Here is a 26,223-nt window from a genome sequence, read left to right as displayed (position 1 = left end):
CCGCTGCCGGAGCGCCGAACCCTGTCGGGTCCGGCTGCGGCGGTCCGGCACCTAGACGTCGCCGCGCTGCAGGGCGTCCAGTGCGTACTGCAGATCCTGCGGGTATTCGCTGAGAACTTCCACGCGCTCCCCCGACGCCGGGTGCGCAAAGGCGAGTTTCCGGGCGTGCAGCCACTGCCGGGTCAGGCCCAGTTCGGCCGCGAGTTTGGCCTCGGCACCGTAGGTGAGATCTCCGGCACAGGGATGCTTGAGGGCGGAGAAATGGACACGGATCTGGTGCGTGCGGCCTGTTTCCAGGTGGACCTCCACTAGGGATGCCTTGCCGAAGGCCTCGAGCACCTCATAGTGGGTGACGGACGGCCGTCCGCCTTCCAGGACGGCAAAGCGCCAGTCGTAGGACGGGTGGCGGCCAATCGGTGCGTCAATGGTTCCGCGCAGCGGATCCGGCAGGCCCTGGACCACGGCGTGGTACATCTTGTCCACGGTGCGTTCCTTGAAGGCCTGCTTCAGCACGTTATAGGCGTGCTCGGTCTTCGCCACGACCATGGCACCGGACGTACCGACGTCCAGGCGGTGGACTATGCCCTGCCGCTCCGGCGCACCCGAGGTGGAGATGCGGTAACCGGCGGCGGCCAGCCCACCCACGACGGTGGGTCCCACCCAACCCGGAGACGGATGCGCGGCAACGCCCACCGGCTTGTCAATGACGACAAAGTGCTCGTCGTCGGCCAGGATTTTCAGACCCTCGACCGGTTCGACGACGACGGCCAGGGGATCCCGCTGTTCCGGGATGTCCACGTGGACCTTGTCCCCGGCAGCCAGGCGGTCGGATTTGCCCAGCGGACGCCCGGACATGCTGAAGTAACCGTCAGTGAACCACGTGGCGGCGGTTGAGCGCGAGACGTCAAGGAGCTTGGCCAGGACGGCATCGGCACGTCCGCCGTCGGCCTCGTCCGGGATCTGCAGCACGGTATGGATCTCGTTCATTATTTGTCTTCGCCGTTCTTGGTATCTGGTGCACCCGTTTCCCGGGCCTCGTTTTCCTGTCCGCCGTCCTGCGGTGAGGCGGTGTCGCCGGGTGCGGTGTTCCCGGCTGCACGGTCGCTGGCTGCGGTAGTCGCTGCTGTCTCGTCCCGGGGTGCATCGCGCTTGCCGTCAAGGCCCGTTCCGCGGAGGGTCAGCAGGCAGACCAGGATCACGCCGCTGACGACGCAGGAATCCGCAATGTTGAAGATGGCGAAGTTTGGCAGTGCGATGAAGTCCACCACGTGGCCCTGGCCGAAGGACGGGGCCCGAAACAGCCGGTCCGTGAGGTTGCCCAGAGCGCCGCCCAGGACAAGTCCCAGCGCGATGGCCCAGGAAAGGGAACGCACCTTCAGCATGAGGTACACCAGGAAACCGCTCACAGCCACCATGATGATCGTGAAGACCCATGTGTAGTCGGTCCCGATGGAGAAGGCCGCACCCGGATTCAGGATGTAGTGCCAGCGCAGGACCGGGGGCAGGACATCAGTGACCTGGCCCAGCGTCATCGTGTTTTCCACCCACAGTTTGGTCAGCTGGTCGAACACCAGCGCCGCTGCGGCGCAGGCCAGCATAAGCAGGGCGTATCCGGACCAGGCCGGACGCACGTGTGAGCCGGGACGGCCTTCGGGGGCGGCAGCCGCAGCTTCCTCGGATGATTTCGTCATGTAGCTTTCTTCGTCATGGTGCTTTCGCAGGTGTGCCGCGCCGCAGGACGCGCCCGGACATCAAAAACAACGGGCCGGCTGGCCGGGGCGTCCCGGCCAGCCGGCCCGTGCTTTATCTCAGTTTAGTCCACCCGTGCTGCCACGGGCTGTTCGGGTTACGCGTCGGCGGTCTCCGAAGCAACGGAACCGCGGGCGTCGAGGTCCCGCAGCTGGCCTTCTATGTAGGCCTTCAGGCGTGCACGGTAGTCGCGCTCGAAACCGCGCAGCTGCTCAACCTTGCGCTCCAGGACAGCCTTCTGCTGTTCCAGGTTGCTGAGGATCTTGCGGCTCTTGTCCTGGGCTTCGGTAACGAGGCCGCTGGCTTCAATCTGTGCTTCTGCAATGATCTTGTCGCGCTGCTCGACACCGGCACCAACGTAGTCGTCGTGCATCTTCTGGGCCATCGCCAGAATGCCGGCGGCCGTCTCGGTGTTGCTCACTGCAGCCGGAGCGGCAGCAGCGGGAGCAGCAGCAGTCGGGGCCGGAGCCGGAGCTTCAACCTTCGGCTCTTCAGCCTTGGCAGCCGGAGCCTTGGGCTCCTCGGCCTTGACGGGCTCGGGCTTCTTTTCTTCCTTGACCGGCTGCGTGACCTCGTCGGTCTTGGCGGCAGCTGCGGAGACCGGAGCGGGAACGGAGCTTTCGCCGCCCTTTCCGGCGACGCAATCCGCGAGCTGCCGGCGCAGGTCGTCGTTCTCTGCGGTCAGGCGGCGAAGCTCAACGACGATCTCATCGAGAAAATCGTCAACCTCGTCCTGATCGTAGCCCTCACGGAACTTGGTCGGCTGGAACCGCTTATTAACAACATCTTCTGGCGTCAGAGCCATCTGGTCACCTCACACTGGTTATAAGATTCGCCTGCGAGTCAAGCAGACGGTTCTACGTACAGAATAACGAACATACAAATCTAAGGAGTCTTATTCTTTTTCACAGTATATCTTTCGGGTGCGGAAGACTAACCGGACCCGGAGCAGCCGCAGTGCCTACAGGATGAGGCTGGCGACGATAGACCTGGCAATGGCAACCACGATGAACAGCACGATGAAGGCCAGGTCCAAGGAGATGCCGCCGAGCCGCAGCGGAGGAATGAACCTTCGCAGGAGCCGGATGGGCGGGTCCGTTGCGCCGTAGATCACAGAGGCAAGCACCAGGGCGGGCCCCTTCGGGCGCCATTGGCGGGCAAATATTTGGACAGCGTCATAAACAATCCGGAGCAGCAGGGCAAAATAAAAGAGCACCAGCAGCAGATACAACAGGGAAAAAATAATACTCACGCGTGTGGTTTCGTTTCCGGGGAAGCCGCAGCAGCCCGCAGTGTCCCCGCCGAGGCGGGGATGCGGTCAGCTCTGGTTGAAGAATGCCGACTGGGACTCGCTGACCTTTTTGTCATCCCCGAGCACCTCCACGTACGAAGGCGACAGCAGGAACACTTTGTTGGTCACGCGTTCAATGCTACCGCGGAGTCCGAAGACGAGGCCAGCGGAGAAATCCACGAGGCGCTTGGCGTCGGCTTCCCCCATGTCGGTGACGTTCATGATCACGGGGATGCCGTCGCGGAAACTCTCGCCGATGATCTTGGCGTCGTTGTAGGAACGGGGATGGACGGTGGTGATCTGGCGCAAGCCAGCCACTTCCTCTCGGGATGACGGAGCTCGTTTGATCGGCGTTACCGGCGCCCGGTACTCCTCGACGGCGGTGCGGGTTGCCGGTGCCGGTGCCGAGACCGGTTCGACGTCCCTCTCGGGACGTTCGGTGCGCTCGAATTCGGGGGTGAATTCCTCGCTGCGTGCCGGGGCATCCCGCTGGCTCTTCGGCTCAGGCTCGTAGTGCTCGTCACCGTCGGCGAGCCCAAGGTAAATCATTGTCCTGCGCATTGCGCCAGCCATGGTTGCTCCTTCTAGAACTTCAGCGCCGTAGCACCCGTCCCTCGCCATATGAGGAACTTTCCTCCATTAGACGCTACCGCACCGCGGGCCGTGGCCCGAGAATATCGGAACCGATGCGCAGGTGTGTCGCCCCGCAGGCCAATGCTGCTTCCAGGTCTCCGCTCATTCCGGCCGAGATGCCGGCGGCTTCCGGATGCGTTTCCCGGAGCTCGAGGGACAGGGACCGGAGCCGGCCAAAAGCTTCCAGCGGGTCACCCTCCAAGGGCGCCACCGCCATCAGCCCGGCCAGGCGCAGCCCTTCAGTCGCCGCTGCAGCATCGGCAAGCGCGGGCAGCTCCGCCGGGAGCACTCCCCCGCGGGACGGGCCGGACGTCGCTCCGGCCCCTGGCGCACCCGCGGAAGGATCCCGCAGGTCCACCTGCAGGAAAACATCCAGGTCCTCCCTTGGCGGCATTCCGGCTGCGGCTAGTCGCTGCTGTTCGGCAGCCATCGCCTTGCCCAGGGCACCGACGAGCGAGGGCCGGTCCACGGAATGGACGGCTTTGGCATAGCGGACCACGGATTTGGCCTTGTTGCTCTGCAGCTGGCCGATAAAGTGCCAGGACAGTCCCAGTGACGCCGTTTGGTCGGCTTTGGGTGCCGCTTCCTGGTCCTTGTTTTCGCCGACATCAGTAACGCCCAGTCCGGCCAGCAGCTCAACGTCACTGGCCGGGAAATACTTCGTGACCACTATCAGCGTGGGCGCGGAGTCCGAGGGAGCGGCCGCCCGGATGCGGCCGCGGACGCGGTCAAGGCGCTCGGCAAGCTCTGCGGCCCGGGCGTTTCCGGAAAGGTTCAAAGTCATGAGGTGGTTCCTTGGATCAAAGACGGGCATGTCCCGCCGAAAGGTCGTGGCGGTCAGCTCAGCCAGACGAGCCCGGCGAAGCGGCCGGCACTGCTCGAGCGCCGGTGCGAGTAAAGGTCTGCGGACTCGAGGGTGCACCCGCCTACCCGGAGGGCGGACACCCCGAGGGCGGTCAGCTGGGCCTCGGCTCCGGCCGGAAGGTCAAGTGCCGGGGTGCCCGCGCGGGTGCGCGACCGCAGCTCCGGCATCTGACCGGCGGCCTCCTCCAGCATGGACTCGGGGACCTCGTAGCAGAGTCCGCAGACGGCCGGGCCGATCCACGCCCTGATCCCGTCGGCGCCGGCAGCCTGCATCCGGTCCACGGTGTTCGCGAGAATCCCGCCGAGCAATCCCTTGCGGCCGGCGTGGGCCGCGGCGGTAACAAGGCCGCCGTCCGGCTTTCGGCCGGCCAGCACAACGGGAACGCAGTCTGCCACCATGACCGCCAGCGGCGCCCGTCCGTCGGGGCTGACGAGGGCATCAGCGGTGGGGCCGGCCGCCGAAGAGGTTTCCCCGGCGGCCAGCGCCACGTCGGCGGAATGAATCTGGTTCATGAACCGCAGGGATCCGCCGGGGACCCCCATCGCCGTTTCCAGGGCGGCCCTGCGCTGAAGGACTCGGGCCGGATCATCCCCGACATGCAAAGCGAGGTTGCCCGCCTCCGTATTGGTGAACGCGACCGTCAGGCCGTCACCGGCCTGGGTCTGCCACCAAAACATTGTCGAACAACCTCGCTGCTGCCGGGCGTTCCGAACTATTGTCCGGACCGGGTGTTACTTCAAATAATGCTGCTTACTTCAGGAAATCAGGAACATCCAGGTCATCGTTGCGGCCCGTGGACAGGTCCGATTCAACGACGGCCGGCAGGTCAACGTCGAAGCCGGCGTCTGCCGGAACGTCGCTGTGCTGGTTCGAGCGCTGCGACCAGGCCGACAGTCCGGCGGAAGCCGGTGCCGCGCCCGCGTAGCCGCCGACGGCCGGTGCGGTGGCCGGCGGTGCTGCGGGTTCGGCCGGCTTGTGCGAGACCGGCTGCGACGTGACATCCACCTGGTCGAAGCCGGCGGCGATGACCGTGACGCGTGCTTCATCGCCCAGGGCATCGTCAATGACGGCACCGAAGATGATGTTGGCTTCGGGGTGGGCCACTTCCTGTACCAGGCGTGCGGCTTCGTTGATCTCGAACAGACCCAGGTCGGATCCGCCCTGGATTGAGAGCAGGACGCCGTGTGCACCGTCAATGGAGGCTTCGAGCAGAGGAGAAGCTATTGCCAGCTCGGCAGCCTTGACGGCCCGGTCCTCCCCTCGGGCGGAACCGATGCCCATGAGCGCCGATCCGGCACCCTGCATCACGGACTTCACATCGGCGAAGTCGAGGTTGATCAGGCCGGGAGTGGTGATCAGGTCGGTGATGCCCTGGACACCGGACAGCAGCACCTGGTCAGCGGAGCGGAACGCATCCAGCATGGACACGTTGCGGTCGCTGATGGACAGCAGGCGGTCGTTCGGGATAACGATCAGCGTGTCGACTTCGTCGCGCAGCGTATCGATGCCTGATTCCGCCTGGTTGGAGCGGCGGCGGCCTTCGAAGGTGAACGGACGCGTGACCACGCCGATGGTCAGGGCACCCAGTGAACGGGCAATGCGGGCCACGACGGGCGCACCGCCGGTACCGGTGCCGCCGCCCTCGCCTGCGGTCACGAAGACCATGTCAGCCCCGCGCAGGACTTCCTCGATCTCTTCGGCGTGGTCTTCGGCGGCCTTGCGGCCCACCTCGGGATCCGCACCGGCGCCGAGGCCGCGGGTCAGCTCACGGCCGACGTCGAGCTTCACGTCGGCGTCGCTCATCAGCAGCGCCTGCGCATCGGTATTGATCGCGATGAACTCCACGCCTCGGAGTCCTACGTCAATCATCCGGTTTACGGCATTCACGCCACCGCCGCCGATGCCGACGACCTTGATGACGGCCAAGTAATTCTGCGGTGCTGCCACGTCCTGTGTCCCTTGTTCGAATCTGTGCAACTGATCAGTGGGTGGCCGGGGAATCCCCCGGCCGAAAAACCTTGAACCTTACGTCCAACCTTCAAGTCCAGACCCTAAGCCTCTAGTTGAAGGTTATAGTTATGTCAAGTAATCCTCTACCTGTGACGCTATGGGGCTAAATCTCGTTCTGCAATTACCTCTGCCGCGTGTCGGATTTTTCTTTCCCGCAGGAGGGAAATATCACCGTGTAACCGGCGCGGTCGGGGTGCTGACGTCGAAGACCTTGACCGGCGGATCCTTGGGCGGCATCTGCAGCAGTGCCTCCAGCGCCCGCGCCTTTGCCACGTTGGATTCGGCGCTCCCCCAGAATACCTGCTGCCCGTTCAGCAGCTGAAGCTGCACCGAGTCCACCGAGGACGCCGAAGCATGGTCGAGCTGCGTCAGCACGCCGGCGGGCAAAACGGACAGAACGGAGGTGACGGTGCTGAACACTGCACTGTTGACCGCTTCGGTTCCGCCGTCGATGAGCGGCAGGCGGGCATCGGCCCGGTTGGCTGCAGTGCCGATTTCCCGTCCCTCGTCGTCAATGAGCAGGAAAGTCTCGCCGCTCTGCAGGACAGCCACGGGAACCCGTTCCGCAAGCGTCACCACGATTTCCGACGGCGGCTGCGCCACGACGCCCACGCCCGCAACTTCCGGCCGGTCCGCCAGGAGCGCCGCGACGTCGTCGTCGTCAATCGTCGTCAGGGGCTTGCCCATAAGCGGCTGCAGGGCACGGTGGACTTCGTCGGTGGTCAGCAGGGAATTGCCCTGCACGGTGATGGTCTTCAGCGCCAGGGCAGGCGACAGGAACAGGAAGGCCAGAAAGGCGCCGAGCAGGACAAGGCCGGTGAGGACCGAAACGAGCAGCCACCGGCGGCGGCGGCGGACGGGAGGTTCCGGAAACGGCAGCACCGTGGCGGTCACTACGTCGCCGCCGTTTCCGCCGGATCCCGAGCCGGCACGGGAAGTCCCTGCCGGAGTGCCGTGGAAGGATGCGCGGTCGGCCCCGCGGTGCGGACCGCCGGTCCGGTACACCGGATCGCCGCTGTGTCCCCCGGAGCGGCGGACGTTGTCCGCGCCGCGGGAGGGCTTTCCCGGACGGATCGGGTCCACGGCGGGCCGGCGCGGTTTCCTGCTACCCACGGCTGTCGCCCGCGGACGGGGATCCGGACGCGGATCCGGAAGAGGCTGCGGGCTCGGGCTCTGCGGAACCGCCGGTTCGGGCAAGTTCCTGCACCAGGACGGGACCAAACCGGGTCACGTCTCCGGCGCCCACGGTCAGGATGATGTCGCCCTCCTCGGCCCGGCGGCAGATGTCCTGCACGGCGCGGGCGGCGTCGGGGGCGTATCCGCCGGGCCGGTGCACGCGCGAGCTGATCAGCTCGCTGGTGACGCCGTCCACGGGGTCCTCCCGTGCAGCGTAGATGTCCAGTACGGTGGCGCTGTCGGCCAGTTCCAGCGCTGCAGCGAACTCCCCGGCAAAGGCCAGCGTCCGGCTGAACAGATGCGGCTGGAACAGGACGTGCACGCGGTGCTCCCCGGCAACCGTCCGCGCTGCCTCCAGCGCGGCCACGAGCTCGGTGGGGTGATGGGCGTAGTCGTCAAAGACCCGGACCCCGCGCACGGCGCCCTTCGCTTCAAAGCGCCGGGCTGCGCCGGAGAACACGGAAAGGCCGGCCGCGGCCCGTGCCGGATCCACACCCAGTCCCAGCCCCACGGTAAAGGCTGCGGCTGCGTTGCGGATGTTGTGGGCCCCGGGAACCAGAAGCCTCAGCTCCTGCTCGCATTCCAGTCCGTCAAGGCTGAAGCGGAGCAGGGAGACGGAACCGCTGGCCACCGGCCGGGTGTCCGTGATCCGGATGTCGGCGTTCTCGCTGTAGCCGTAGGTGCGGACCCGTGCCGCGCCGGAGCGCTGCACGACGTCGGCGGCGCCGGGGTCGTCTGCGCAGGCCACCAGCAGCCCGTCCGCGGGCAGCAGCCGGACAAAACGGTCGAAGGAGGCGAAAACCGCTTCTTCTGTGCCGTAGTGGTCCAGGTGGTCTGCCTCCACGTTGGTGATGACCGTGATCCGCGGCAGGTAGTTGAGGAAGGACCCGTCGGATTCATCCGCCTCCGCGACAAACACGTTGCCGCTGCCGTGCGCTGCATTCACGCCCAGTGCGGCAACGTCGCCGCCGATGGCGAAGGACGGATCCAGTCCCGCTTCGCGCAGCAGGACGGTCACCATCGCCGTGGTGGTGGTTTTTCCGTGCGTTCCGGCGACCGCCACCACGTCCTGGGTGCCCATTGCCGCGGCGAGGGCCACGGAACGGTGAATCACCCGCAGGCCCAGGGAGTGCGCCGCAGCCAGCTCCGGGTTGTCCGGGCGAATGGCGGTGGAAATCACCACGGTGTCAGCGTTGTGCACGTTGGCGGCATCCTGGCCGACGAAAACATCGGCACCGAGAGCTTCCAGGGCACGGAGGCCGGGCGAGTCGCGGGAGTCCGAGCCGGAGACGCTGACGCCCTGCCCGATCATCACCCTGGCAACGGCGGACATTCCCGCTCCCCCCAGGCCGATGAAGTGCACCCGTCCGAGGTCCGGCAGTTTCGGGGTGCTCATGCGCGTGACCTTCCGTTCGCGTCAAGAATGAATTGGGCCATCTGCCGGTCGGCGTCGCGGATGCCGCGGGCGGCTGACGCCGCTGACATTTTGTCCAGGGCCGCCGGATCGGCCAGCAAAGGTATCAGCTTGTCCGAAATCCACTCCGCTGTGAAGAGTGAGTCCGAAACGAGCAGTGCTCCCCCCGCTGCGGCGAGTCCGGCACCGTTCAGCGCCTGCTCCCCGTTGCCGTGGGGCAGCGGCACCAGGACCGCCGGAAGACCCACGGCACTGATTTCACACACCGTGCCGGCACCGGAGCGGGCCAGCAGCAGGTCGGCGGCGGCGTAGGCCTGTTCCATGCCGTCCACGTATTCAACCTGGTGGTAGCGGGGAGCGGTCAGCAGCGCCCCCTCGCCCGTGCGCAGCTGCTTGCCGCGGCCGGTGATGTGCAGGGTCTGGATCCCGGCTGCCGCCAGGGCAGGCAGGGCTTCTTCCACGGCGCGGTTGATGGAGGCCGCGCCGGAGGAGCCGCCCGTTACCACCAGGGTGGGCAGATCCGGCTCCAGGCCGAGCGCCGCACGGGCACCGGGGCGTGCCTGGTCGCGGTTGAGGCCGGAGATCTCCCGCCGCATGGGCATGCCGACCTGCCGTGCGCCCGGAAGGCGCGTCTCGGCGAAGGCGGTGGCGACGACGTCGGCGAAGCGGGCGCCGACCCGGTTGGCCAGGCCGGGGCGGGCATTGGCCTCATGCACGATAATCGGCAGCCTGCGCCGGCGCGCAGCCAGGTAGACCGGGGTGGAGACGTAACCGCCCACGCCCACGACGACGTCGGCGTCTGCCTCGTCGAGGATATTCCCGGCCTGGGTCACCGCGCGGAGCAGCCGTCCGGGCAGCCGGAACAGATCGGCGCCGGGCCTGCGGGGCATGGGCACGCGGTCAATAACGGCCAGCTCGAAGCCGGCTGCGGGAACCAGCCGCGTTTCCATTCCCGCGGCGGTGCCCACAACCTTGATGCGGGCCTCGGGCGCGGAGTCCCGGACGGCGCCGGCCACCGCAAGGAGCGGGCTGATGTGCCCGGCGGTGCCGCCTCCGGCAAGGACGAGGGACAGGGGACGTTGCGTCATGGAGCTGATGGTTCACTTTCGTCAAAGATTGTGTTCAGGGACTTTTCGGGCGAAGGACAGCAGGACGCCGATGGCGGCCAGCGTGAAGGTCAGCGACGACCCGCCATAGGAGATGAAGGGCAGCGGTACACCGATCACGGGAAGAAGCCCGGTCACCATGGCGATATTCACGAAGGCCTGCCCGATGATCCAGACCAGGATGGAGCCGCAGACGATCCGGATGAACGGATCGGTGTGCCGCATGGTCATCCGGATGGTGGCTACGGCCAGGACGCCGAAGAGCAGGACAATCAGCAGAGTGCCCAGCAGGCCGAATTCCTCGCCGATAATGGCGAAGATGAAGTCGTTGTGCGCTTCGGGGATCCAGCTCCACTTCTGCCGGCTCTGGCCGATTCCCACGCCGAACCATCCGCCGGAGGCCAGGGCGTACATGCCGGCATTGGCCTGGTCGCAGACTCCTCCCCCGCAGTCCAGCTTCAGCCACGCGCTGATTCGGCTGGAGCGGTTGCTGCTCACCATCGACATCAGCACCGCAGCGCCGGCTCCGAGACCCACCAGTGCGGTGAGGAAACGCAGCGGGGAGCCGGCAAAGAAGAGCGCCGCGATCATGATCATGCCCATGATGATCACGGTGCCCAGGTCCTTGCCGAGCATGACCAGCCCAATCAGCACCAGTCCGCCGGGGCAGACCACGGGAACCAGGGCATGCTTCCACTGGGTGATCAGCTTCTGTTTCAGGGAGAGCACCGAAGCGAACCAGACGGCCATGGCCAGCTTGGCCGCTTCGGAGGGCTGGCCGCCGATCGGACCCAGTTCAATCCAGTTCCGGTTGCCGTTGACCTCCTTGCCGATGCCGGGAATGAAAACCAGCAGGAGCAGCACTACGGCCAGGCCCAGCAGCCACCAAGACAGCTTCTTGTAGGCCGCCGGACCCAGGCGTGACAAGCCCAGCATGGCCGCGACGCCCAGCCCGGCAAACATGGCCTGCTTGAGGAAGAAGTTGAAGGTGCTGGTGACGGATTCCCCGGCCGAGGCCGCGATGGATTCCACCGAGGACGCTGACAGCACCATCATCAGCCCGATGGCCGTCAGAGCCAGCGAGGCGCCCAGGATCGTGTAGTAGGCGGATCCGGTGGCTTTCCGGCGGCTGCCTTCAAGAAGGACAATGCCGCGCTCGAAGAGCGAGGGCTTTTTATCCGGGTCGACGGGGCCGCGGGGCTTGCGCTTGGAGCCCGCAGATTCGGGTGCGTCCGACGACGGCGCAGCCGCCCGGCCCGGTGCTGAGGGACCGGTGCCGGCGGACGCCGCAGCGGGGCGGTTGGAGCGGAGGACAGGCTTACGGGGCTTCCCTGAGGACGTAGTGACCATCTAGGGCTCCTTAGTAGTCTGCGCCTGTCCTTCCACGTACCCGCGGACGGCCTCGATGAAAGCGTCTCCGCGGTGCGCGTAGGACGCGAACTGGTCCATGGACGCCGCTGCCGGCGCCATGAGGACGGTGTCTCCCGGCCGGGCCTGTGCGGCTGCGGCGGCGACGGCCAGGGCCATCACTTCCTCTCCGCGAACTGTCGGCCTGGAGGCGTGCCTTCCACCAGTGTGGGGCGGGACGGCATCAATCACCGGCACCTGCGGCGCGTGTCGTGACAGCGCCTCGCGGAGCGCGGAGGAATCGGCACCGATGAGGACGACGGCGCGCAGCCGGGCTGCGTGGGACCGGACCAGGTCATCGTATTCGACGCCCTTGGGCAGCCCGCCGGCAATCCACACCACCGGATCGAATGCCGACAGCGAAGCGGCGGCGGCGTGCGGGTTGGTGGCCTTGGAGTCGTTGACCCACAGGATGTCGTTGAGCCGGGCCACCGGCTGGATGCGGTGCTCCCCGGGAGCGTAGGCCCGCAGGCCGTCACGGACAGCCACGGGTTCGACGCCGTAGGCACGGACCAGGGCGGCGGCCGCCAGCGCGTTGGCCACCAGGTGCCGCGGCGCGTGTTCGCCCAGGTCCGCCAGGGACGCCAGTTCCGCGGCGGAATCCTTGCGCTGTTCAATGAAGGCACGGTCAACCAGGAGGTTCTCCACCATGCCGACCATGGAAACGGCAGGCATTCCGGTGGTGAAGCCGACGGCGCGGCAGCCTTCAACAACGTCCGCTTCTTCGACCATGTGCTCGGTCTCGGACTGTTCGGCGTTGTAGATGCAGGCGACGCGGGTGTTCTCGTAAATCTTGGCCTTGTCGGCCAGGTACGCGTCGTAGGACCCGTGCCAGTCCACGTGGTCCTCAGCGACGTTCAGGCACACGCTCGCCAGGGGGGAAAGCGAGGAGGACCAGTGCAGCTGGAAACTGGACAGTTCCACGGCAATGACGTCGTAGCCCTGCGGATCGCGGATGGCGTCCAAAATCGGGGTCCCCACGTTGCCCGCGGCGATGGCACGCAGGCCGGCGGCCAGCAGCATGCTCTCGGTCATCGACACGGTGGTGGTTTTGCCGTTGGTACCGGTGATGGTCAGCCATTCAGCCGTCTTGCGGCCCTCGCGGATCCGGACCCGCCACGCCAGTTCCACGTCGCCCCACACCGGAATGCCGGCGTCGGAGGCGGACACCATCAGCGGATGGAACGGGCTGAAGCCGGGAGAGGTAACCACCAGTTCGGCCGGTTCGCCCTCGACGAGCGGCAGCGACTCCGCATGGGCGGCGCCCAGCAGCACGTCGGCGGCACCCACAATACGCAGGGTGTCGGCCTTGGCCCGGTTCTCTTCGGTGTCCTTCGCATCGACAACCACTACGCGGGCGCCCAGTTCGATCAGGGTGTCGGCGGCCGAGAATCCGGACAGGCCGATCCCGGTAACAACCACGCGCAGGCCGCGCCACGGCGCGTCCCAGGTGGTCAGTTCATCCAGCCGCGGATTTGAGCTGCTCAATTCCCTACCACCCATTCTGCGTAGAAGAGGCCCAGGGCAACCGCTACGCACAGTCCGGCCACGATCCAGAACCGGACCACCACCGTAACCTCAGCCCAGCCCTTGAGCTCGAAGTGATGCTGCAGGGGTGCCATCTTGAACACCCGTTTGCCGCCGCTGAGCTTGAAGTATCCAACCTGGATGATGACGGAGAGCGTGATGATCACGAACAGTCCGGCGAGGATCACCAGCAGCAGTTCGGTGCGGGACAGGATGGCGAATGCCGCGATGGCACCGCCGATCGCCAGCGACCCGGTGTCACCCATGAAGATCTTTGCCGGTGAGGTGTTCCACCAGAGGAAGCCCACCAGCGAACCGGCCAGGGCACCGGCGAGCAGTGCCAGGTCCATCGGGTCGCGGACCTCATAACAGACGGCGCCGGAGTCGGGCGCGCCGCAGCTCTGGTTGGACTGCCAGATACCGATCAGGAAGTACGCGCCGAAAACGAGGATCGAGGCGCCGGCGGCCAGGCCGTCGAGCCCGTCGGCCAGGTTCACGCCGTTGGTGGTGCCGGTGATGATCAGGTTCGCCCACAGGATGAAGAGGATGGCCCCGATCAGGGTGCCGGCGAAGGCCAGGTCAATGCCGGTGTCCCGGATGAAGGAAATCTTGGTGGAGGCCGGGGTCCGGCCCTGCCCGTTGGGGAAGTTCAGGGCCAGGATGGCGAACGTGACCCCCACCAGGGTCTGCAGGATGATCTTGGCCTTGGCGTTCAGCCCCAGGCTGCGCTGGCGGGAGATCTTGGTGTAGTCGTCAATGAAGCCGACCAGCCCCATCCCCACCATCAGGAACAGGACCAGCAGTCCGGACGCAGAGGGCCCGAAGGTCCCCGGGTTGATGACGGGGCTGATCAGGTGGGTCAGGAAATAGGACGCCACCACTGACGCAACAATGACGGCGCCGCCCATGGTGGGCGTGCCGCGCTTCGTGTGGTGCGACGTCGGTCCGTCGTCGCGCACAAACTGGCCGTAGCTTTTCCGGACGAGGAACCGGATGAACAGCGGCGTGCCGATGAAGGCAAAGACCAGGGCCAGTGACGAGCCGATAAGCAGGGAAACCACTACTGGACGCCTCCGGCTTCCCCGGAAAGATCCGGGCTGGTGTGCTGCGGCCGTGATTCCGGCGGCATGGCGGAGGTTGAAGATGGGGCGTTCAAAGCTATCCGATCACCGAGGTAGCGCAGGGCAGCGCCGTTGGAGGATTTAAAGAGAACCAGGTCACCGGGTTCCAGCGAATCGGCGAGGATGCGCTCGGCGTCCTCGGCCGTTTCCACAAAAACGGATTCATCTCCCCAGGACCCTTCCATGACAGCGCCGGTGTGCATAGCGCGTGCACCGGTGCCGACCACGATGAGCTTGGAGATGTTCAGGCGGACCACGTAGCGGCCGACGGCGTCGTGCTCGGTGACCGAGGTATCCCCCAGCTCGAGCATTTCGCCCAGCACGGCCCAGGTGCGCCGGCCCCGGCCCAGTTCGGCCAGGGTGCGCAGGGCTGCCCGCATGGATTCGGGGTTGGCGTTGTAGGCGTCGTTGATGACCGTAACGCCGTCCGGGCGGTCGGTGCGTTCCATGCGCCAGCGGCTGGCCGCTTTCTGGCCGGAGAGCCCGGAGGCAATCCGTTCGGCCGGAACACCTGCGGCATACGCTGCGGCGGCTGCGGCCAGGAGGTTCGCCGTGTGGTGGGCTCCGATCAGCCCGGACTCCACCGGGTACTCGCTCCCGTCCGGGAACCGAAGCGTAAAGACGGGCCGGCCGAGGGCATCGGTGCGGGCATCCACGGCGCGCAGGGCGGATTTCGCTCCGTGCGCTTCCTCCGGTGATGAGGTGAAGTACAGGACGTCGACGTCAGTTCCGGCGCGTGCCGCCATGGCGGCGACACGGATGTCGTCGGCGTTCAGGACGGCGGTGCCGCCGGGCGCCAGTGCCTCGACGAGTTCGCCCTTGGCCCTGGCGATGTTTTCCACGCCGCCGAACTCCCCCGCATGGGCGGATCCGACGCAGAGGACGACGCCGATGTCCGGCTTGACCATGGACGCCAGGTAGTCGATGTGGCCCACTCCCGTGGCCCCCATCTCCACAATGAGGTAACGGGTGCCGTAGCCGGCGCCGAAGATCGTCAGCGGTACGCCGACTTCCCCGTTGTAGGACCCCACCGGGGACGTGGTTTCCCCTTCGGTGCGGAGAATCCCGGCCAGCAGGTCCTTGGTGGTGGTCTTGCCGGCGGAACCGGTGATGCCGATGACGGTCAGGGGTGCGTCGGCACGCAGCCGCCGCACGATGTCGCCGGCGATCGCACCCATGGCCAGGACGGCGTCGGGAACGAGGACGGCCGGATACACCGTCCCGGAGGGATCCGTCACCGGGCGCTCCACCAGGGCCAGAACGGCTCCGCGGGCAAAAGCTGCTTCGACGAAGAGATGACCGTCGGATGCTTCGCCGGGTTTGGCGATGAAGAGGGAGCCCGGAGAGGACTCCCGGGAGTCGGTTGTGGCCGAGTTCACGATCATGTCCGGAGCCTGTGCAGCTCCGCCGATCAGGTCGCCGCCCGTGATTACCGCTATGTCTGCTGCGCTAAGTTCAATCATGACGAATTAGGACTCTACCCCGTCGCCGGACAGCACAGGGAATCCGTACCTTGTCAAAGCCTGCCTCAGTTCTACGCGGTCGTCGAGGGCCACATTCACTCCTTTAACCTCTTGGAATACTTCGTGTCCCCGCCCTGCCACCAGCACCGTATCCTGCGGGCGGGCCAGCGCGACGGCGCGGTCTATGGCCGCGGCACGCGGCGCCAGTTCAAGGATTTCACAGGGCAGTGATTCCGCTGTGCGGGCGGCGCGTGCTCCGGCCAGGACACCGGCGCGGATGGCGGCTTCGTCCTCGTCGTGGGGATCGTCGTCGGTGACAATCACCACGTCGGCAAGCCGGGCGGCGATTGCTCCCATCAGCGGGCGCTTGGTCTGGTCACGTTCTCCCGTAGCCCCGAACACGATGATGACGCGCGGCCCGGGCCCTGCGGCGGATCCGCCCGCTGCGTCCTCTTCACTGGTGCCGGGAGATTCCCGGCGCACGGACTGCAGGGTCCGTGCCAGCGCGTCCGGGTTGTGGGCGAAGTCCACAATCGCGGCGGGCGCCTCGCCCACCAGCTGCATCCGGCCGGGAACTTCCACGGTGAACGGGTCGCGGCGGTCCAGGGCTTCCTGCAGCTGTGCCTGATCGACCCCGGAAGCCAGCACCATGAGTGCTGCCAGCGCCGCATTGGAGACGTTGAAGGTGCCGGGCAGGCCGGTTCCCGCCTTCAGGACAGCGCCGCCGGGTCCGCGCAGAGTGAAGCGGTGGCCCAGCCCGGCGCGGACGACGTCGGTGACCCGCCAGTCAGCCTCGCCGGCGGTATCCTGCGTGGCCAGGGTCCACACCGGGACGGGGGCTTCGGCGGCCATCCGGATACCCCATTCGTCGTCGACGGTGATGACCGCGCGCTTGGTGCGCCCGGGGGTGAAGAGGGCGGCCTTGGCGGCGAAGTACTCCTCCATGGACCCGTGCAGGTCCAGGTGGTCCTGGGTCAGGTTGGTGAAGCCGGCGACGTCAAAAACAACACCGTCCACCCGCCGGTAGGAAATGGCGTGCGAGGAGACCTCCATGGCTGCCGCGTCCAGCCCCTTTTCCCGCATCAGGGCCAGCAGGCCGTGGACCTGGGGTGACTCGGGAGTGGTCAGGGTACTCGCGATGGGCTCCCCGCCGGCCAGGATTTCGATGGTGCCGATGAGCCCGGTGGTCTTGCCGAGGGCGCCGAGGAGCGAATTGATGAAATACGTTGTGGTGGTCTTGCCGTTGGTGCCGGTGACGCCGAACAGCACGGGCGCGCTGCCGTCCTGCGGGCGGCTGCGGAAGACTGCGGCGGCCAGCGGCCCCACAAGGCGGCGGGGATCAGCCGTCACGTACACCGGGACCGGCAGCTGCCCCAGCTCGGCGGCACCGTCGGGGTCCGTCAGCACTGCCGCGGCACCGGCATCGGCGGCGGCCGGGGCAAAGCGTGCCCCGTGGTGGCGGGCTCCGGGCAGCGCGACGTACAGGTCGCCGGGGAGGACCTCGCGGGAGTTGATGGTGAGGCCGGTCAGCAGGACATCGTGCTCCCGGTCCGAAGCGCGGGCAGGCGTGATGCCGGGCAGTCCGCCGGACGCCAGGGCGTCGGTGGCTTCCCTGAGGGACACGGGCTCCTGTGCGGAGGGCCGCATCCCGCTTCCCGGACGGGGCGGATTGCGCTGATCACTTATAGGCACTGCATTGCTCCAGAGAATTGACGTGGTGCTCGTAAAAAGGAATGGTCCCGGTACCTTCAGCGGGCCGATGCGATCCGGAGGGCCGCCCGGACGCGGAGTCAGTACTCCACGGGGTACAGCTCCGGCGGCGAGTCGGACGGAGGTACGTTGCGGGTGGTCAATACCTGTTGCATGACTTTCTTGAAGGTCTTCCCCGGGTCGAGGACCTGCAGCGATCCCTCGGGGCGCTGCAGCGTTACGACGACGACGTACTGGGGATCGTCCATTGGTGCAATACCAGCATAAGAGAGTGTGTAGCCGTCGTATCCCCCGTTGGCAGGTGCTTCCGCCGTACCGGTCTTGGAACCGACGCGGTACTGCTCCAGTTTGCCGCCGGCGCCGGATCCTTCAGCGGTAACCGTCTCCAGCATGTGTTGGACTTCACTGGCCGTTTCCTCGGAAACCACACGGATGGGCTCGGCTTTTTCGTAGGGAGTTTCCGTGCCGTCGGCGGCGACGTAGCTGTCGATGATGCTCGGAGCCAGCCGAACGCCGTCGTTCCCGATGGTCTGGTAGACCATGGCCGTGTGCAGCGCCGTCTGGGCCAGACCCTGGCCGAAGAGCACCGTGTACTGCTGGCGGGTGTCCCATTCTTCCGGCTTCGCCAGGATGCCCACGGTTTCGCCGTTGAGCCCGGTGTTCAGCGGCTCTCCGAAGCCGAACTTGCGCAGCCAGTCGTAGCGCTGCTCGCGCGTCAGCTGCTGGCCGATCATGACCGTTCCGGTGTTCATCGACTTGGTCAGGATGCCGGCTGCCGTCATGTGCACGGTGCCGTGGTCGAAGGCGTCCTTGAAGGTCTGGCCGTCCACGGTATGGGTGGACGGAATTTCGAACTGCGACAGCGGCTCGATGATGCCCTCTTCCAGGGCAGCCGCCATTGTAATGACCTTGGTGGTTGAGCCCGGTTCGAAGGGCACCGTCACGGACAGCGGCTGCCGGGATTCGGCCGGGGTGAGCCCCGGGTTGTTCGGGTCCACCGTGGTGGATTCAGCCATGGTGATGATGCGGCCGGTGTCGACCTCGACCACCACCACGTTGCCCCACTCCGCGTTGTATTCCTGCACCTGGCTGGCAATGGTCTGCTGTGCGAACCACTGCAGGTCCTGGTCGATGCTGAGCTTGACCGAGTCGCCGTCAACCACCGGGGAGTCCTCGTTGGTGGCATAGGGAATGCGGATGCCGTCCCCGCCGATTTCGTACGTCTTGCTGCCGGGCTCTCCGGCCAGGATGTCGTCCTGCGTGAGTTCCAGGCCTTCCTGCGGGCCGTCCGTTCCCAGGAAACCAACGATTGATCCGGCAACGGCGCCGGAGGGATAGGTGCGCAGGGTGGTGCGGTCCGCGTAGATCCCGGGGAATTTGACGGCCAGGACCTTGTCCTTGATTTCCGGGGTCACGGTCTTGGCGACGAAATTGAAGGAGTTGTCTCCCAGCACGGAACCGCGGAGGGTCTCGGGGTCCTGCCCGAGGATCCCGGACAGCTCGTCGAAAGCCTGATCAAAGCTGATGTCTTCCAGGACCCCCTCGGCGTTGCGGCGGGGGTACTCCTGCTCTTCGGCGTAGTCGTGCGAAAGAGTCTGGTCCACTACTATGTCGAAACGCTCGACGCTGCGGGCCAAATAATTGCCGTCCGAATCCAGGATGCTGCCGCGCAGGGGCGGAACTGTCTGGGTCGTCAGGCGCTTTTCGACGGCTGCCTCCGCCATGCCTTCAGGATCAACCGCCTGGACATAGAACAGCCGCACCCCGAGTACGGTCAGCATGACCAACGCCAGGATGAGCCCGGTCCGGAGCCTGCCGGTAACGATGGCTACCCTGTGGTTGTCCCTTCCGGAACCCCGCTCTTTTGCCACAACGTATCCTCGTCACTGCTCGGTAAAGATTAGTATCCGCTTCTCTGGACCGGAACCGGAATGGTTCCGCCGTTCAGATTTGCTTCCTGTTCGGCCGGAGCCGTGTCTGCTCCGGCCGGTTCGCCGGCTGCCGCGGCCGCTGCTTCGGCGGCAGCGGCTTCCCGCGCTTCGGCTGCCCGGACCGACTCTTCCGCGGCCGGCGCAGGATCCGCGCCCGCCGGTGCTATCGGCTGGGTCAGCACGTTGGGCGCATCAATCAGGACACCCGGAGGAGTATCTTCCTCCGCCGGCACGGGATTGCCCGTCACGGCAAGGGTCTGCAGATCGATGCTGCCGAAAGTCGAGGAAGTGACCATGCCCAGGTCTGCGGCTGCTGCCGCCAGCACCTGGGGGGCCTGGTGGTTTTCCAGCTGCTGGGTCAGTGCTTCATTGCGCTGTGCCAGCTCGGTCCGTTCATTCTGCAGCTGGACCAGCTGGTACTGGCCGCTGGAGACCGAGATATTCAGCAGCAGCACCGCTCCCAGCCCCAGGATGAGGGCAAAAAAGCAAAAGATGAAGAGCGGCGCGCGGCGGCGGCTTTTCGAAGCAGGCACCACTGACAGGGGCGTCCGGCGGCGGGGTGCGGAGGGTGCCGGCGCCGAGCGGGGGCTCGGGGACCAGTCCAGCGCCCGGGCGGTGTTGCCGTGGGTTGCCCGGCGGACGGCACCAGCGGGTGCGTGCGGCCGTGTCTGTACCTGCGTCATGATCCTGCCCTGTCACTTGCGGTGCGGATACGTTCCACGGCCCGCAGCTTGGCGGAGGCGGCACGGGGGTTTTCGGCAATTTCAGCGTCGGTGGGAACCTCTGTTCCCTTGGTCAGCCGCTGCAGCTGGGCCTTGTGCTCGTCAAGTTCCACCGGGAAGCCCTTGGGTGCGGAGGAGCGTGCGCCGGCGGCAAAAACGCCCTTGACGATTTTGTCCTCCAGCGAGTGGTAGGACATGACCACTACCCGGCCGCCGAGTTTCAGCACGGAAAGGGCTGCGGGGATGGCGCGCTCCAGCACGTCCAGTTCCTCGTTGACTTCAATGCGCAGCGCCTGGAAGGTCCGCTTGGCCGGGTGTCCCCCGGTCCGCGCGGCGCCCGCGGGCACCACCGTGCGGATGGCGTCAACCAACTCGCCTGTAGTGCTGAAGGGTTTTCCGGCGCGGGTCGACACGATGGCAGAGGCTATCCGGCCCGCAAACTTCTCTTCACCCCACTTGCGGATGATCGCCACGAGGTCCGACTCGCTGTACGTATTAACGATGTCGGCCGCGGTGCGCCCGCGGCTGGTGTCCATCCGCATGTCCAGCGGTGCGTCATAGGAATAGGCGAAGCCGCGGTCGCGCTCGTCGAGCTGCAGGGACGATACGCCCAGGTCGAAGAGTGCGCCGTCAATGCCGTCGAAGCCCAGATCAGTGACGACGTCGGCAATCTCGTCATACACGGCGTGCACCAGGTCAATACGGTCCTGGAAGGGGGCAAGCCGTTCTCCCGCCAGTGCCAGGGCCTGCCGGTCGCGGTCGATGCCGATCACGTGGAGCTGCGGGAACCGCGCCAGCATGGCTTCGGTGTGGCCGCCCATGCCAAGAGTGGCATCCACGACGACGGCGGAACCGTGCTCGGCAACTGCTTTCTCAATGGCCGGAGCCAGCAGATTAATGCAGCGGTCACGCAGCACCGGAACATGCCGTTCTTCGGTAGGGCGTTCTTCGCTCATCTGCTGTCCTTCCGCGTCCAGGGACGGCGGCGTAGTTCTTATATCAGACCCCCATCCGCGCCTCACGCTGCCTGCGCCTGGCTCCGGGGAAGTGAGTCAGGTGCCGGCCTTGCGGGGCGGCTGGAGATCTCATGCAAGAAACCGCTGCGGTCCGGTCTCTGTCTGATGGGTATTCGGTAGTGCTGTTGCCGTTGTGCTGATTTAGAAGAGGCCGGGCATGGTGTCCTCGTCGGTTTCGGAGAACGCCGTTTCCTGCTCTTCAAGGTAGGTTTGCCACGCTGTTGCGTCCCAGATTTCCGCCCTTGTTCCTGCACCGATCACGGCCAGTTCACGACCGAGTCCGGCGTAGGTCCGCAGTGCCGGCGGAATCGTAATCCGGCCCTGCTTATCCGGGACTTCATCGGACGCTCCCGACAGAAAGACCCGAATGTAGTCCCGCGCCTGACGCGAGGAAAGCGGAGCTTCCCGCATCTGCTCGTGGACCCGTTCGAATTCCTTCTGGCTGAACACGTAAATGCAGCGTTCCTGGCCCCTTGTCAGCACCAGTCCCTCGGCCAGTTCCTCGCGGAACTTGGCCGGCAGAATGAGCCGCCCCTTTTCGTCAAGGCGAGGTGAATGTGTTCCGAGGAACATCAGTCACCACCCGTCTGATTGGAAGAAGTTCCTCCTGCACCGCCCCTACGCTCTTATAGCCTCCACTTTACTCCACTTCCCTCCACAGTCAACGCTAGGGAGGGTCCGTTTGCGGCGCGCCGCGCCTTTTCTTCCGCGGAACGGCGCGGAAGAAGGCGGGTGGAGGACGAATGGCGGAAAAAGGCCGCACGGGGTGTCGCCGTCAGCGGCCGTTAACGACAAAAGACCCGCCGCAGCGGGTCTTTTTCGGATCTAGCGGACCGGTGGAGGAATGTGGAGCACCCGGTGGTTACTGATCGCGCTTGCGCTCATCCCACTTATTCTCCAGATTGCTCATGAAGTTCTTGGAGGAACTTGCCTCGCGCTCTTTCCGGCGCGCCGGCGAGCTGACCTGCGCTCCCCGCTTTCCGCGGGTGGTCGCGTAGTACACACCGGAACCCATCACCAGGAACCCAAGCACTCCCAGGATCAGGCTGACCGGCATTTCCATGGACACCCCGCGGAGGAGCAGTGCAATACCTGCCACTGCGACCAGGGCTCCGATCACAATCCGCCGGGTCGAAATGCCGGCGCCGGCCGGCGTCGCCATCGAATTCGCAAACTTGGGGTCCTCGGCGTGTAACTGCTGCTCCAACTGGTCCAGCAAGCGCTGCTCGTGTTCCGAGAGTGCCATTACTGCCTCCTTGCGGTCCGAAATTCTCTGTAACCCAACCAACGATCCCGGTACCGGGGCGGTTCCCGCCCCGAACCCCGGATACTGCGGAGATTCCCCGGGACGTTCCGGGACTCCGCCGGGACCCATAACCCGGGCAGAACGCGTGTTGTGCTTACGTCTTAGGATAGGTGGCATTCCGATCCGGGGAAAGCGGTGGAGGCAGTGCGGGTACACCTTTCCGCCTAGGGCTTAGCCCGGGGCTCTTCTGACCCCGGGCCCTGACCCGATCCGCGCTCCGTGCGGGTCCTGCGGGAGGGATCCAGGAGCCGGGCGGGCATGACGCCGAGCTCGCCGAACCGGGCATTGATCTTGTCCAGCGCGTCTTCGGCGGACCGCCAGTTGTCGTCGCGCCCGTCAAGGGTCAGCTGGACCGCAGCACCCTCCGCCGGTTCCAGGCGCTCGGTCCGAAGTCCGATCAGGCGGACGCTCATCCGCCGAGCTCCGAGGGCTGTGAGCAGCGCACGCGTTTCTTCATAAATCAGCTGGGCGCTGTCCACCGGTTCGCGCAGCGTGCGGGTGCGCGTGAGGGTGGAGAAGTCGGCGTAACGCAGCTTCAGGGAGACCGCGCGGCACTGCAGGCCGGCAGCCCGCAGCCGGGCCGCCGTTTTGTGCGCCAGCCGGAGCAGCTCCGTGTGCAGGGTTTCGTCGTCGGACACGTCCCGGGCGAACGTTTCCTCCGCGCCGATGCTCTTTTCCTGCCGCACCGGGGTGACGCTGCGCGGGTCCCTCCCCCACGCCAGTTCGTAAACATGCTCGCCGGTGGCTCCGAGCAGGCGCTTGAGGACGCTGACCGGTGTGCGCGCCACGTCCTCGACCGAGGAGATTCCCACGCGGGCCAGCGTTTCCCGCGTCTTGGCACCGACGCCCCACAGGGCCGAGACATCCAGGGTATGCAGATAGGCCACGGTCTCGTTGCGCGGGATCAGCAGGAGTCCATCCGGTTTAGACCGGGTGGAGGCGATTTTGGCCACGAACTTGGTGGCGGCAATACCCACGCTGGCCGTGATGCCGAGCTCCGCCGCCACGCGCCGCCGAATGAGTTCACCGATGGCCCGCGGGGGTCCGAGCAGCCGCATGGCACCGGCAATGTCCAGGAAGGCCTCATCCACGCTGAGCGGTTCCACCAGCGGCGTGATGGATTCGAAGATCCCCATAAGGCGCCCCGACACCTCGCGGTAGTCCTCCTGATGCGGTTCCAGAATGACCGCCTGCGGACACTGTCTGTAGGCCACGGACATTGGCATGGCGGAATGGACACCGTACCGCCGTGCTTCATAGGACGCCGACAAAACGACGCTCCTGCCGCCGAGGCCACCCACGATGATCGGACGGCCCGCCAGCTCGGGGCGCTTCAGCAGTTCCACCGAGACGTAGAAGGCGTCCATGTCCACGTGCATGATGGTGCAGTCGCGGTTTTCGCTGGGGCCGTTGCTCACTCCTTCATGGTAGACAACGGGCCCGACGTTTTCGTTTCGCCTAGACTGGGGACCAGATCCTGACCCCCACAAGATGCGGACACCCATGAAGAAGCCCCTGATCGCACTGACCGCTGCCGCCCTCCTGCTGGCCGCGTCCGCCTGCACCCCGGACACCGAATCCACTGACGGCGGTACCGCGGAGTCCTCGGCGGCAGCGTCGCCGTCGGGAGAAGCATCGGCCTCCCCGTCTGCTTCCCCGTCGCCGTCCGCTTCGGCTTCCGGGTCCGCCTCCCCCGGCGCATCGGCCTCCCCCGGCAGCTCGGCCAGCCCCTCGGGGACCGCAACCAGCACTGCCATCGCGGAAGGATTCCCCACCGACATCGTCTCGGTGCTGCCGGGCTCCACCCCGCTGTCCACCAGCTTTGAAGAGACCCCGGAGCTGTACACCGCGTCGCTGACCGCTTCCACCGACACATCGGTGGAAGAGATCCTGGCCTACTACGCGCAGAAGTTTGAAGCCCAGGGCTTTACCTCCGGCAAGGTCGAGAAGCAGGGAACGGCAACCCTGCAGCAGTTCGTACGCTCCGGCGGCAGCGACACGGCCAATGTAACGGTTGTGCCGGCTGACAACGGCAGCACCTACACGGCCAGCATCAATACACTTCCCGAGTCAGCCAAGTAGGCCGGCATGGGGAATGTTCTTCCCGCCGCGGAGGCGGCCGCAGTTCGCGAACAGGCAGAATACCGGAAGCTCCTGGGCAGCGAACTGGACGCTTTCCTTGCTGAGCAGCAGACGGTGCTCCAAGACGTCTCGATGGAATCACTTCCGCTTCTGGACGCCGTCTCCTCCCTGGCCCAGGGCGGGAAGCGACTGCGCGCACTCCTTAGCTACTGGGGCTGGCGAGGCGCCGGCGGCCCTGAACTGGGAGGAGCTGCAGTGCGGGCGGGCGTGGCCCTGGAACTGTTCCAGAGTGCTGCCCTGATCCACGACGACATCATTGACCGGTCCGACACGCGCCGCGGCGGACCCAGCGTCCACCGGCGGTTCAGCACCGCCCACAGCGAGGCGGCCTGGCACCTGGACGGGACCCACTTCGGTTCTTCCGCAGCCATCCTCGCCGGAGATCTGTGCCTGTCGCTGAGTGAGGAAATGTTCTCGGCCGTGGGCGCGCAGGCAGCACACGGCACGCCGGCCCGGAGGATCTTCAACCGGATGCGCACCGAGGTCATGGCCGGCCAGTACCTGGACATCCTGGAAGAAGTGGTGGGACCCACGCACCAGCCCGAGCGCGCCGTCGTGCGGGCCCGCAACATTCTCCGCTTCAAGTCGGCGAAATACACCACCGAACATCCCCTGACTCTGGGCGGCGCGCTGGCCGGGGCCTCCCAGGACCTGCTGGACTGGTACTCGCGTTTTGCCCTTCCCCTCGGGGAAGCGTTCCAGCTGCGCGACGACGTTCTGGGCGTCTTCGGCGACCCGGAGCAGACCGGCAAGCCCGCCGGTGATGACCTGCGTGAAGGCAAGCGCACCGTGCTGATTGCCTACGCCCTGTCACTCGGCGGCCCCTCCGCCCGGGACACGATAGCTTCCGCCCTCGGCCGCGCCGACCTGAACGACGACGGCGTGGCAAGGCTGCGCGGAATCATCGAGGAATCCGGCGCCCTGGCCGCCACGGAAGCCCTCATCGAGGGCCACACCCGGGCAGCCTTTGACGCCCTGGAGCAGATGCCGGTTGACGAGGTGGCCCGTGCGGCCCTGACCGCACTGGCCCATGCAGCGGTAACCCGGACGGCCTGATCCCGCCGCGGGCCGCACCCGGCCCGAACATCATCAGGATCAGAACGCAAAACAGCAGCGGCTCCCGTTGGAGGGGAGCCGCTGCTGTTTTATTTATCACTGCATTTTTTATTGCTCTGTATATGCTGCGTTATCTGTCCTGCGTTATCTGCCGCTGCATATATATATGGGGTCCTGTGCTACCAGCCCAAGGCCTGGGCGCGGCGGCGGATTTCGGTTTTCCGCCCCTCGCGCAGGGCATCCACCGGGCGGCCCGGCAACGAGTCATCCGCAGTAAACAGCCAGCGGATCATTTCCTCGTCGTTGTAGCCGGCATCAATAAGCACGGAAATTGTGCCCTTCAGGCTGTCCAGGACAGCGCCGTCGGCCACGAAGGCAGCCGGGATGCTGCGGATCTTCCGCTCCCCGAGCCGCACGGCTACAAGCGCACGCTCTTCGAGCATGCTGTGCACCTTGGTAATGGAAACATTCAGTTGTTCAGCCACATCGGGCAGGGTCATCCAGTCGGAAACAAGTTCCTCAAGTTCAGTCACAGTCCTAGGTTCCCACGAGAACCCCGTTTAGAGCCACTTCCGGGC

General features: G+C 66.1%; 25 protein-coding genes. 2 read left to right on the top strand and 23 right to left on the bottom strand.

Annotation, left to right across the window (positions count from 1 at the left end; translation table 11 throughout):
• Positions 1–51: 51 nt before the first annotated feature.
• The 22 genes from WKB88_RS00475 to dinB all read right to left on the bottom strand — a co-directional run bounded on the left by WKB88_RS00475 (position 52) and on the right by dinB (position 23,865).
• Entirely contained in the window at positions 52–987 is a 936-nt protein-coding gene (locus WKB88_RS00475; protein WP_445818845.1) for an RluA family pseudouridine synthase, read from the bottom strand.
• Positions 987–1,691 (bottom strand): signal peptidase II, encoded by a 705-nt coding sequence (lspA, locus tag WKB88_RS00470; protein WP_445818844.1) that lies wholly within the window; start codon positions 1,689–1,691, stop codon positions 987–989. Before lspA ends, WKB88_RS00475 begins: the two co-directional genes overlap by 1 nt.
• Before the next feature lie 155 nt (positions 1,692–1,846).
• Positions 1,847–2,554, bottom strand: coding sequence for a DivIVA domain-containing protein (locus WKB88_RS00465; RefSeq protein ID WP_341392580.1), 708 nt, complete (start codon positions 2,552–2,554; stop codon positions 1,847–1,849).
• 156 nt (positions 2,555–2,710) lie between these two features.
• On the bottom strand, positions 2,711–3,001 hold the full coding sequence (locus tag WKB88_RS00460) for a YggT family protein (protein WP_341392579.1): 291 nt from the start codon (positions 2,999–3,001) through the stop codon (positions 2,711–2,713).
• A gap of 66 nt (positions 3,002–3,067) precedes the next feature.
• A complete protein-coding gene (locus WKB88_RS00455) occupies positions 3,068–3,613 on the bottom strand; it encodes a cell division protein SepF (RefSeq protein WP_341392578.1) in 546 nt (181 codons plus the stop codon).
• A gap of 73 nt (positions 3,614–3,686) precedes the next feature.
• Positions 3,687–4,457, bottom strand: a complete 771-nt coding sequence (locus tag WKB88_RS00450; RefSeq protein ID WP_341392577.1) for a YggS family pyridoxal phosphate enzyme — start codon at positions 4,455–4,457, stop codon at positions 3,687–3,689.
• A 53-nt stretch (positions 4,458–4,510) separates the two neighbouring features.
• The gene (locus WKB88_RS00445; protein ID WP_341392576.1) at positions 4,511–5,215 is read right to left on the bottom strand and encodes a polyphenol oxidase family protein; all 705 of its coding nucleotides are present in this window, start codon (positions 5,213–5,215) and stop codon (positions 4,511–4,513) included.
• A 73-nt stretch (positions 5,216–5,288) separates the two neighbouring features.
• Entirely contained in the window at positions 5,289–6,485 is a 1,197-nt protein-coding gene (ftsZ, locus tag WKB88_RS00440; protein ID WP_341392575.1) for a cell division protein FtsZ, read from the bottom strand.
• Positions 6,486–6,716: 231 nt separating this feature from the next.
• Positions 6,717–7,661, bottom strand: a complete 945-nt coding sequence (locus WKB88_RS00435) for a cell division protein FtsQ/DivIB (protein ID WP_341392574.1) — start codon at positions 7,659–7,661, stop codon at positions 6,717–6,719.
• Entirely contained in the window at positions 7,654–9,120 is a 1,467-nt protein-coding gene (murC, locus tag WKB88_RS00430) for a UDP-N-acetylmuramate--L-alanine ligase (RefSeq protein WP_341392573.1), read from the bottom strand. The genes WKB88_RS00435 and murC overlap by 8 nt, the downstream gene beginning before the upstream one ends.
• Complete coding sequence (gene murG, locus WKB88_RS00425; protein ID WP_341392572.1) at positions 9,117–10,226, bottom strand: undecaprenyldiphospho-muramoylpentapeptide beta-N-acetylglucosaminyltransferase; 1,110 nt, start codon at positions 10,224–10,226, stop codon at positions 9,117–9,119. The genes murC and murG overlap by 4 nt, the downstream gene beginning before the upstream one ends.
• Before the next feature lie 21 nt (positions 10,227–10,247).
• The gene (gene ftsW, locus WKB88_RS00420) at positions 10,248–11,594 is read right to left on the bottom strand and encodes a putative lipid II flippase FtsW (protein ID WP_341392571.1); all 1,347 of its coding nucleotides are present in this window, start codon (positions 11,592–11,594) and stop codon (positions 10,248–10,250) included.
• Positions 11,595–13,154, bottom strand: coding sequence for a UDP-N-acetylmuramoyl-L-alanine--D-glutamate ligase (murD, locus tag WKB88_RS00415; protein ID WP_341392570.1), 1,560 nt, complete (start codon positions 13,152–13,154; stop codon positions 11,595–11,597).
• Positions 13,136–14,239, bottom strand: coding sequence for a phospho-N-acetylmuramoyl-pentapeptide-transferase (mraY, locus tag WKB88_RS00410; protein WP_341392569.1), 1,104 nt, complete (start codon positions 14,237–14,239; stop codon positions 13,136–13,138). Before mraY ends, murD begins: the two co-directional genes overlap by 19 nt.
• Positions 14,239–15,762, bottom strand: a complete 1,524-nt coding sequence (locus tag WKB88_RS00405; RefSeq protein ID WP_341392568.1) for a UDP-N-acetylmuramoyl-tripeptide--D-alanyl-D-alanine ligase — start codon at positions 15,760–15,762, stop codon at positions 14,239–14,241. Before WKB88_RS00405 ends, mraY begins: the two co-directional genes overlap by 1 nt.
• Positions 15,763–15,768: 6 nt before the next feature.
• A complete protein-coding gene (locus WKB88_RS00400; RefSeq protein WP_341392567.1) occupies positions 15,769–17,409 on the bottom strand; it encodes a UDP-N-acetylmuramoyl-L-alanyl-D-glutamate--2,6-diaminopimelate ligase in 1,641 nt (546 codons plus the stop codon).
• Between the two features lie 143 nt (positions 17,410–17,552).
• Positions 17,553–19,343 carry a peptidoglycan D,D-transpeptidase FtsI family protein gene (locus tag WKB88_RS00395; RefSeq protein ID WP_341392566.1) on the bottom strand — a complete coding sequence of 597 codons (1,791 nt, stop codon included), beginning with the start codon at positions 19,341–19,343 and terminating at the stop codon, positions 17,553–17,555.
• A gap of 29 nt (positions 19,344–19,372) precedes the next feature.
• Positions 19,373–20,086 (bottom strand): hypothetical protein, encoded by a 714-nt coding sequence (locus tag WKB88_RS00390; protein WP_341392565.1) that lies wholly within the window; start codon positions 20,084–20,086, stop codon positions 19,373–19,375.
• Positions 20,083–21,081: a 16S rRNA (cytosine(1402)-N(4))-methyltransferase RsmH gene (gene rsmH, locus WKB88_RS00385; RefSeq protein WP_341392564.1), complete on the bottom strand. Its 999-nt coding sequence runs from the start codon at positions 21,079–21,081 to the stop codon at positions 20,083–20,085. Before rsmH ends, WKB88_RS00390 begins: the two co-directional genes overlap by 4 nt.
• A gap of 201 nt (positions 21,082–21,282) precedes the next feature.
• Entirely contained in the window at positions 21,283–21,714 is a 432-nt protein-coding gene (gene mraZ, locus WKB88_RS00380; RefSeq protein ID WP_341392563.1) for a division/cell wall cluster transcriptional repressor MraZ, read from the bottom strand.
• A gap of 289 nt (positions 21,715–22,003) precedes the next feature.
• A complete protein-coding gene (locus tag WKB88_RS00375) occupies positions 22,004–22,387 on the bottom strand; it encodes a DUF3040 domain-containing protein (RefSeq protein WP_341392562.1) in 384 nt (127 codons plus the stop codon).
• 224 nt (positions 22,388–22,611) lie between these two features.
• On the bottom strand, positions 22,612–23,865 hold the full coding sequence (dinB, locus tag WKB88_RS00370) for a DNA polymerase IV (protein ID WP_341392561.1): 1,254 nt from the start codon (positions 23,863–23,865) through the stop codon (positions 22,612–22,614).
• An 85-nt stretch (positions 23,866–23,950) separates the two neighbouring features.
• Here dinB and WKB88_RS00365 point away from each other — a divergent pair, with 85 nt between their 5' ends.
• The gene (locus WKB88_RS00365) at positions 23,951–24,529 is read left to right on the top strand and encodes a hypothetical protein (protein WP_341392560.1); all 579 of its coding nucleotides are present in this window, start codon (positions 23,951–23,953) and stop codon (positions 24,527–24,529) included.
• Positions 24,530–24,535: 6 nt separating this feature from the next.
• Entirely contained in the window at positions 24,536–25,645 is a 1,110-nt protein-coding gene (locus WKB88_RS00360) for a polyprenyl synthetase family protein (RefSeq protein WP_341392559.1), read from the top strand.
• A gap of 179 nt (positions 25,646–25,824) precedes the next feature.
• On the opposite strand, the gene WKB88_RS00355 is transcribed toward WKB88_RS00360, so the two are convergent.
• Positions 25,825–26,145, bottom strand: a complete 321-nt coding sequence (locus tag WKB88_RS00355; protein WP_445818856.1) for an Rv2175c family DNA-binding protein — start codon at positions 26,143–26,145, stop codon at positions 25,825–25,827.
• Between the last annotated feature and the right edge of the window lie 78 nt (positions 26,146–26,223).

Origin of the sequence: Arthrobacter sp. G119Y2 (assembly GCF_038069765.1) — a bacterium.
Lineage (GTDB): Bacteria > Actinomycetota > Actinomycetes > Actinomycetales > Micrococcaceae > Arthrobacter_B.
Note: the sequence above shows the minus strand (reverse complement) of the source record. Positions and strands in the feature narration are given on the sequence as shown.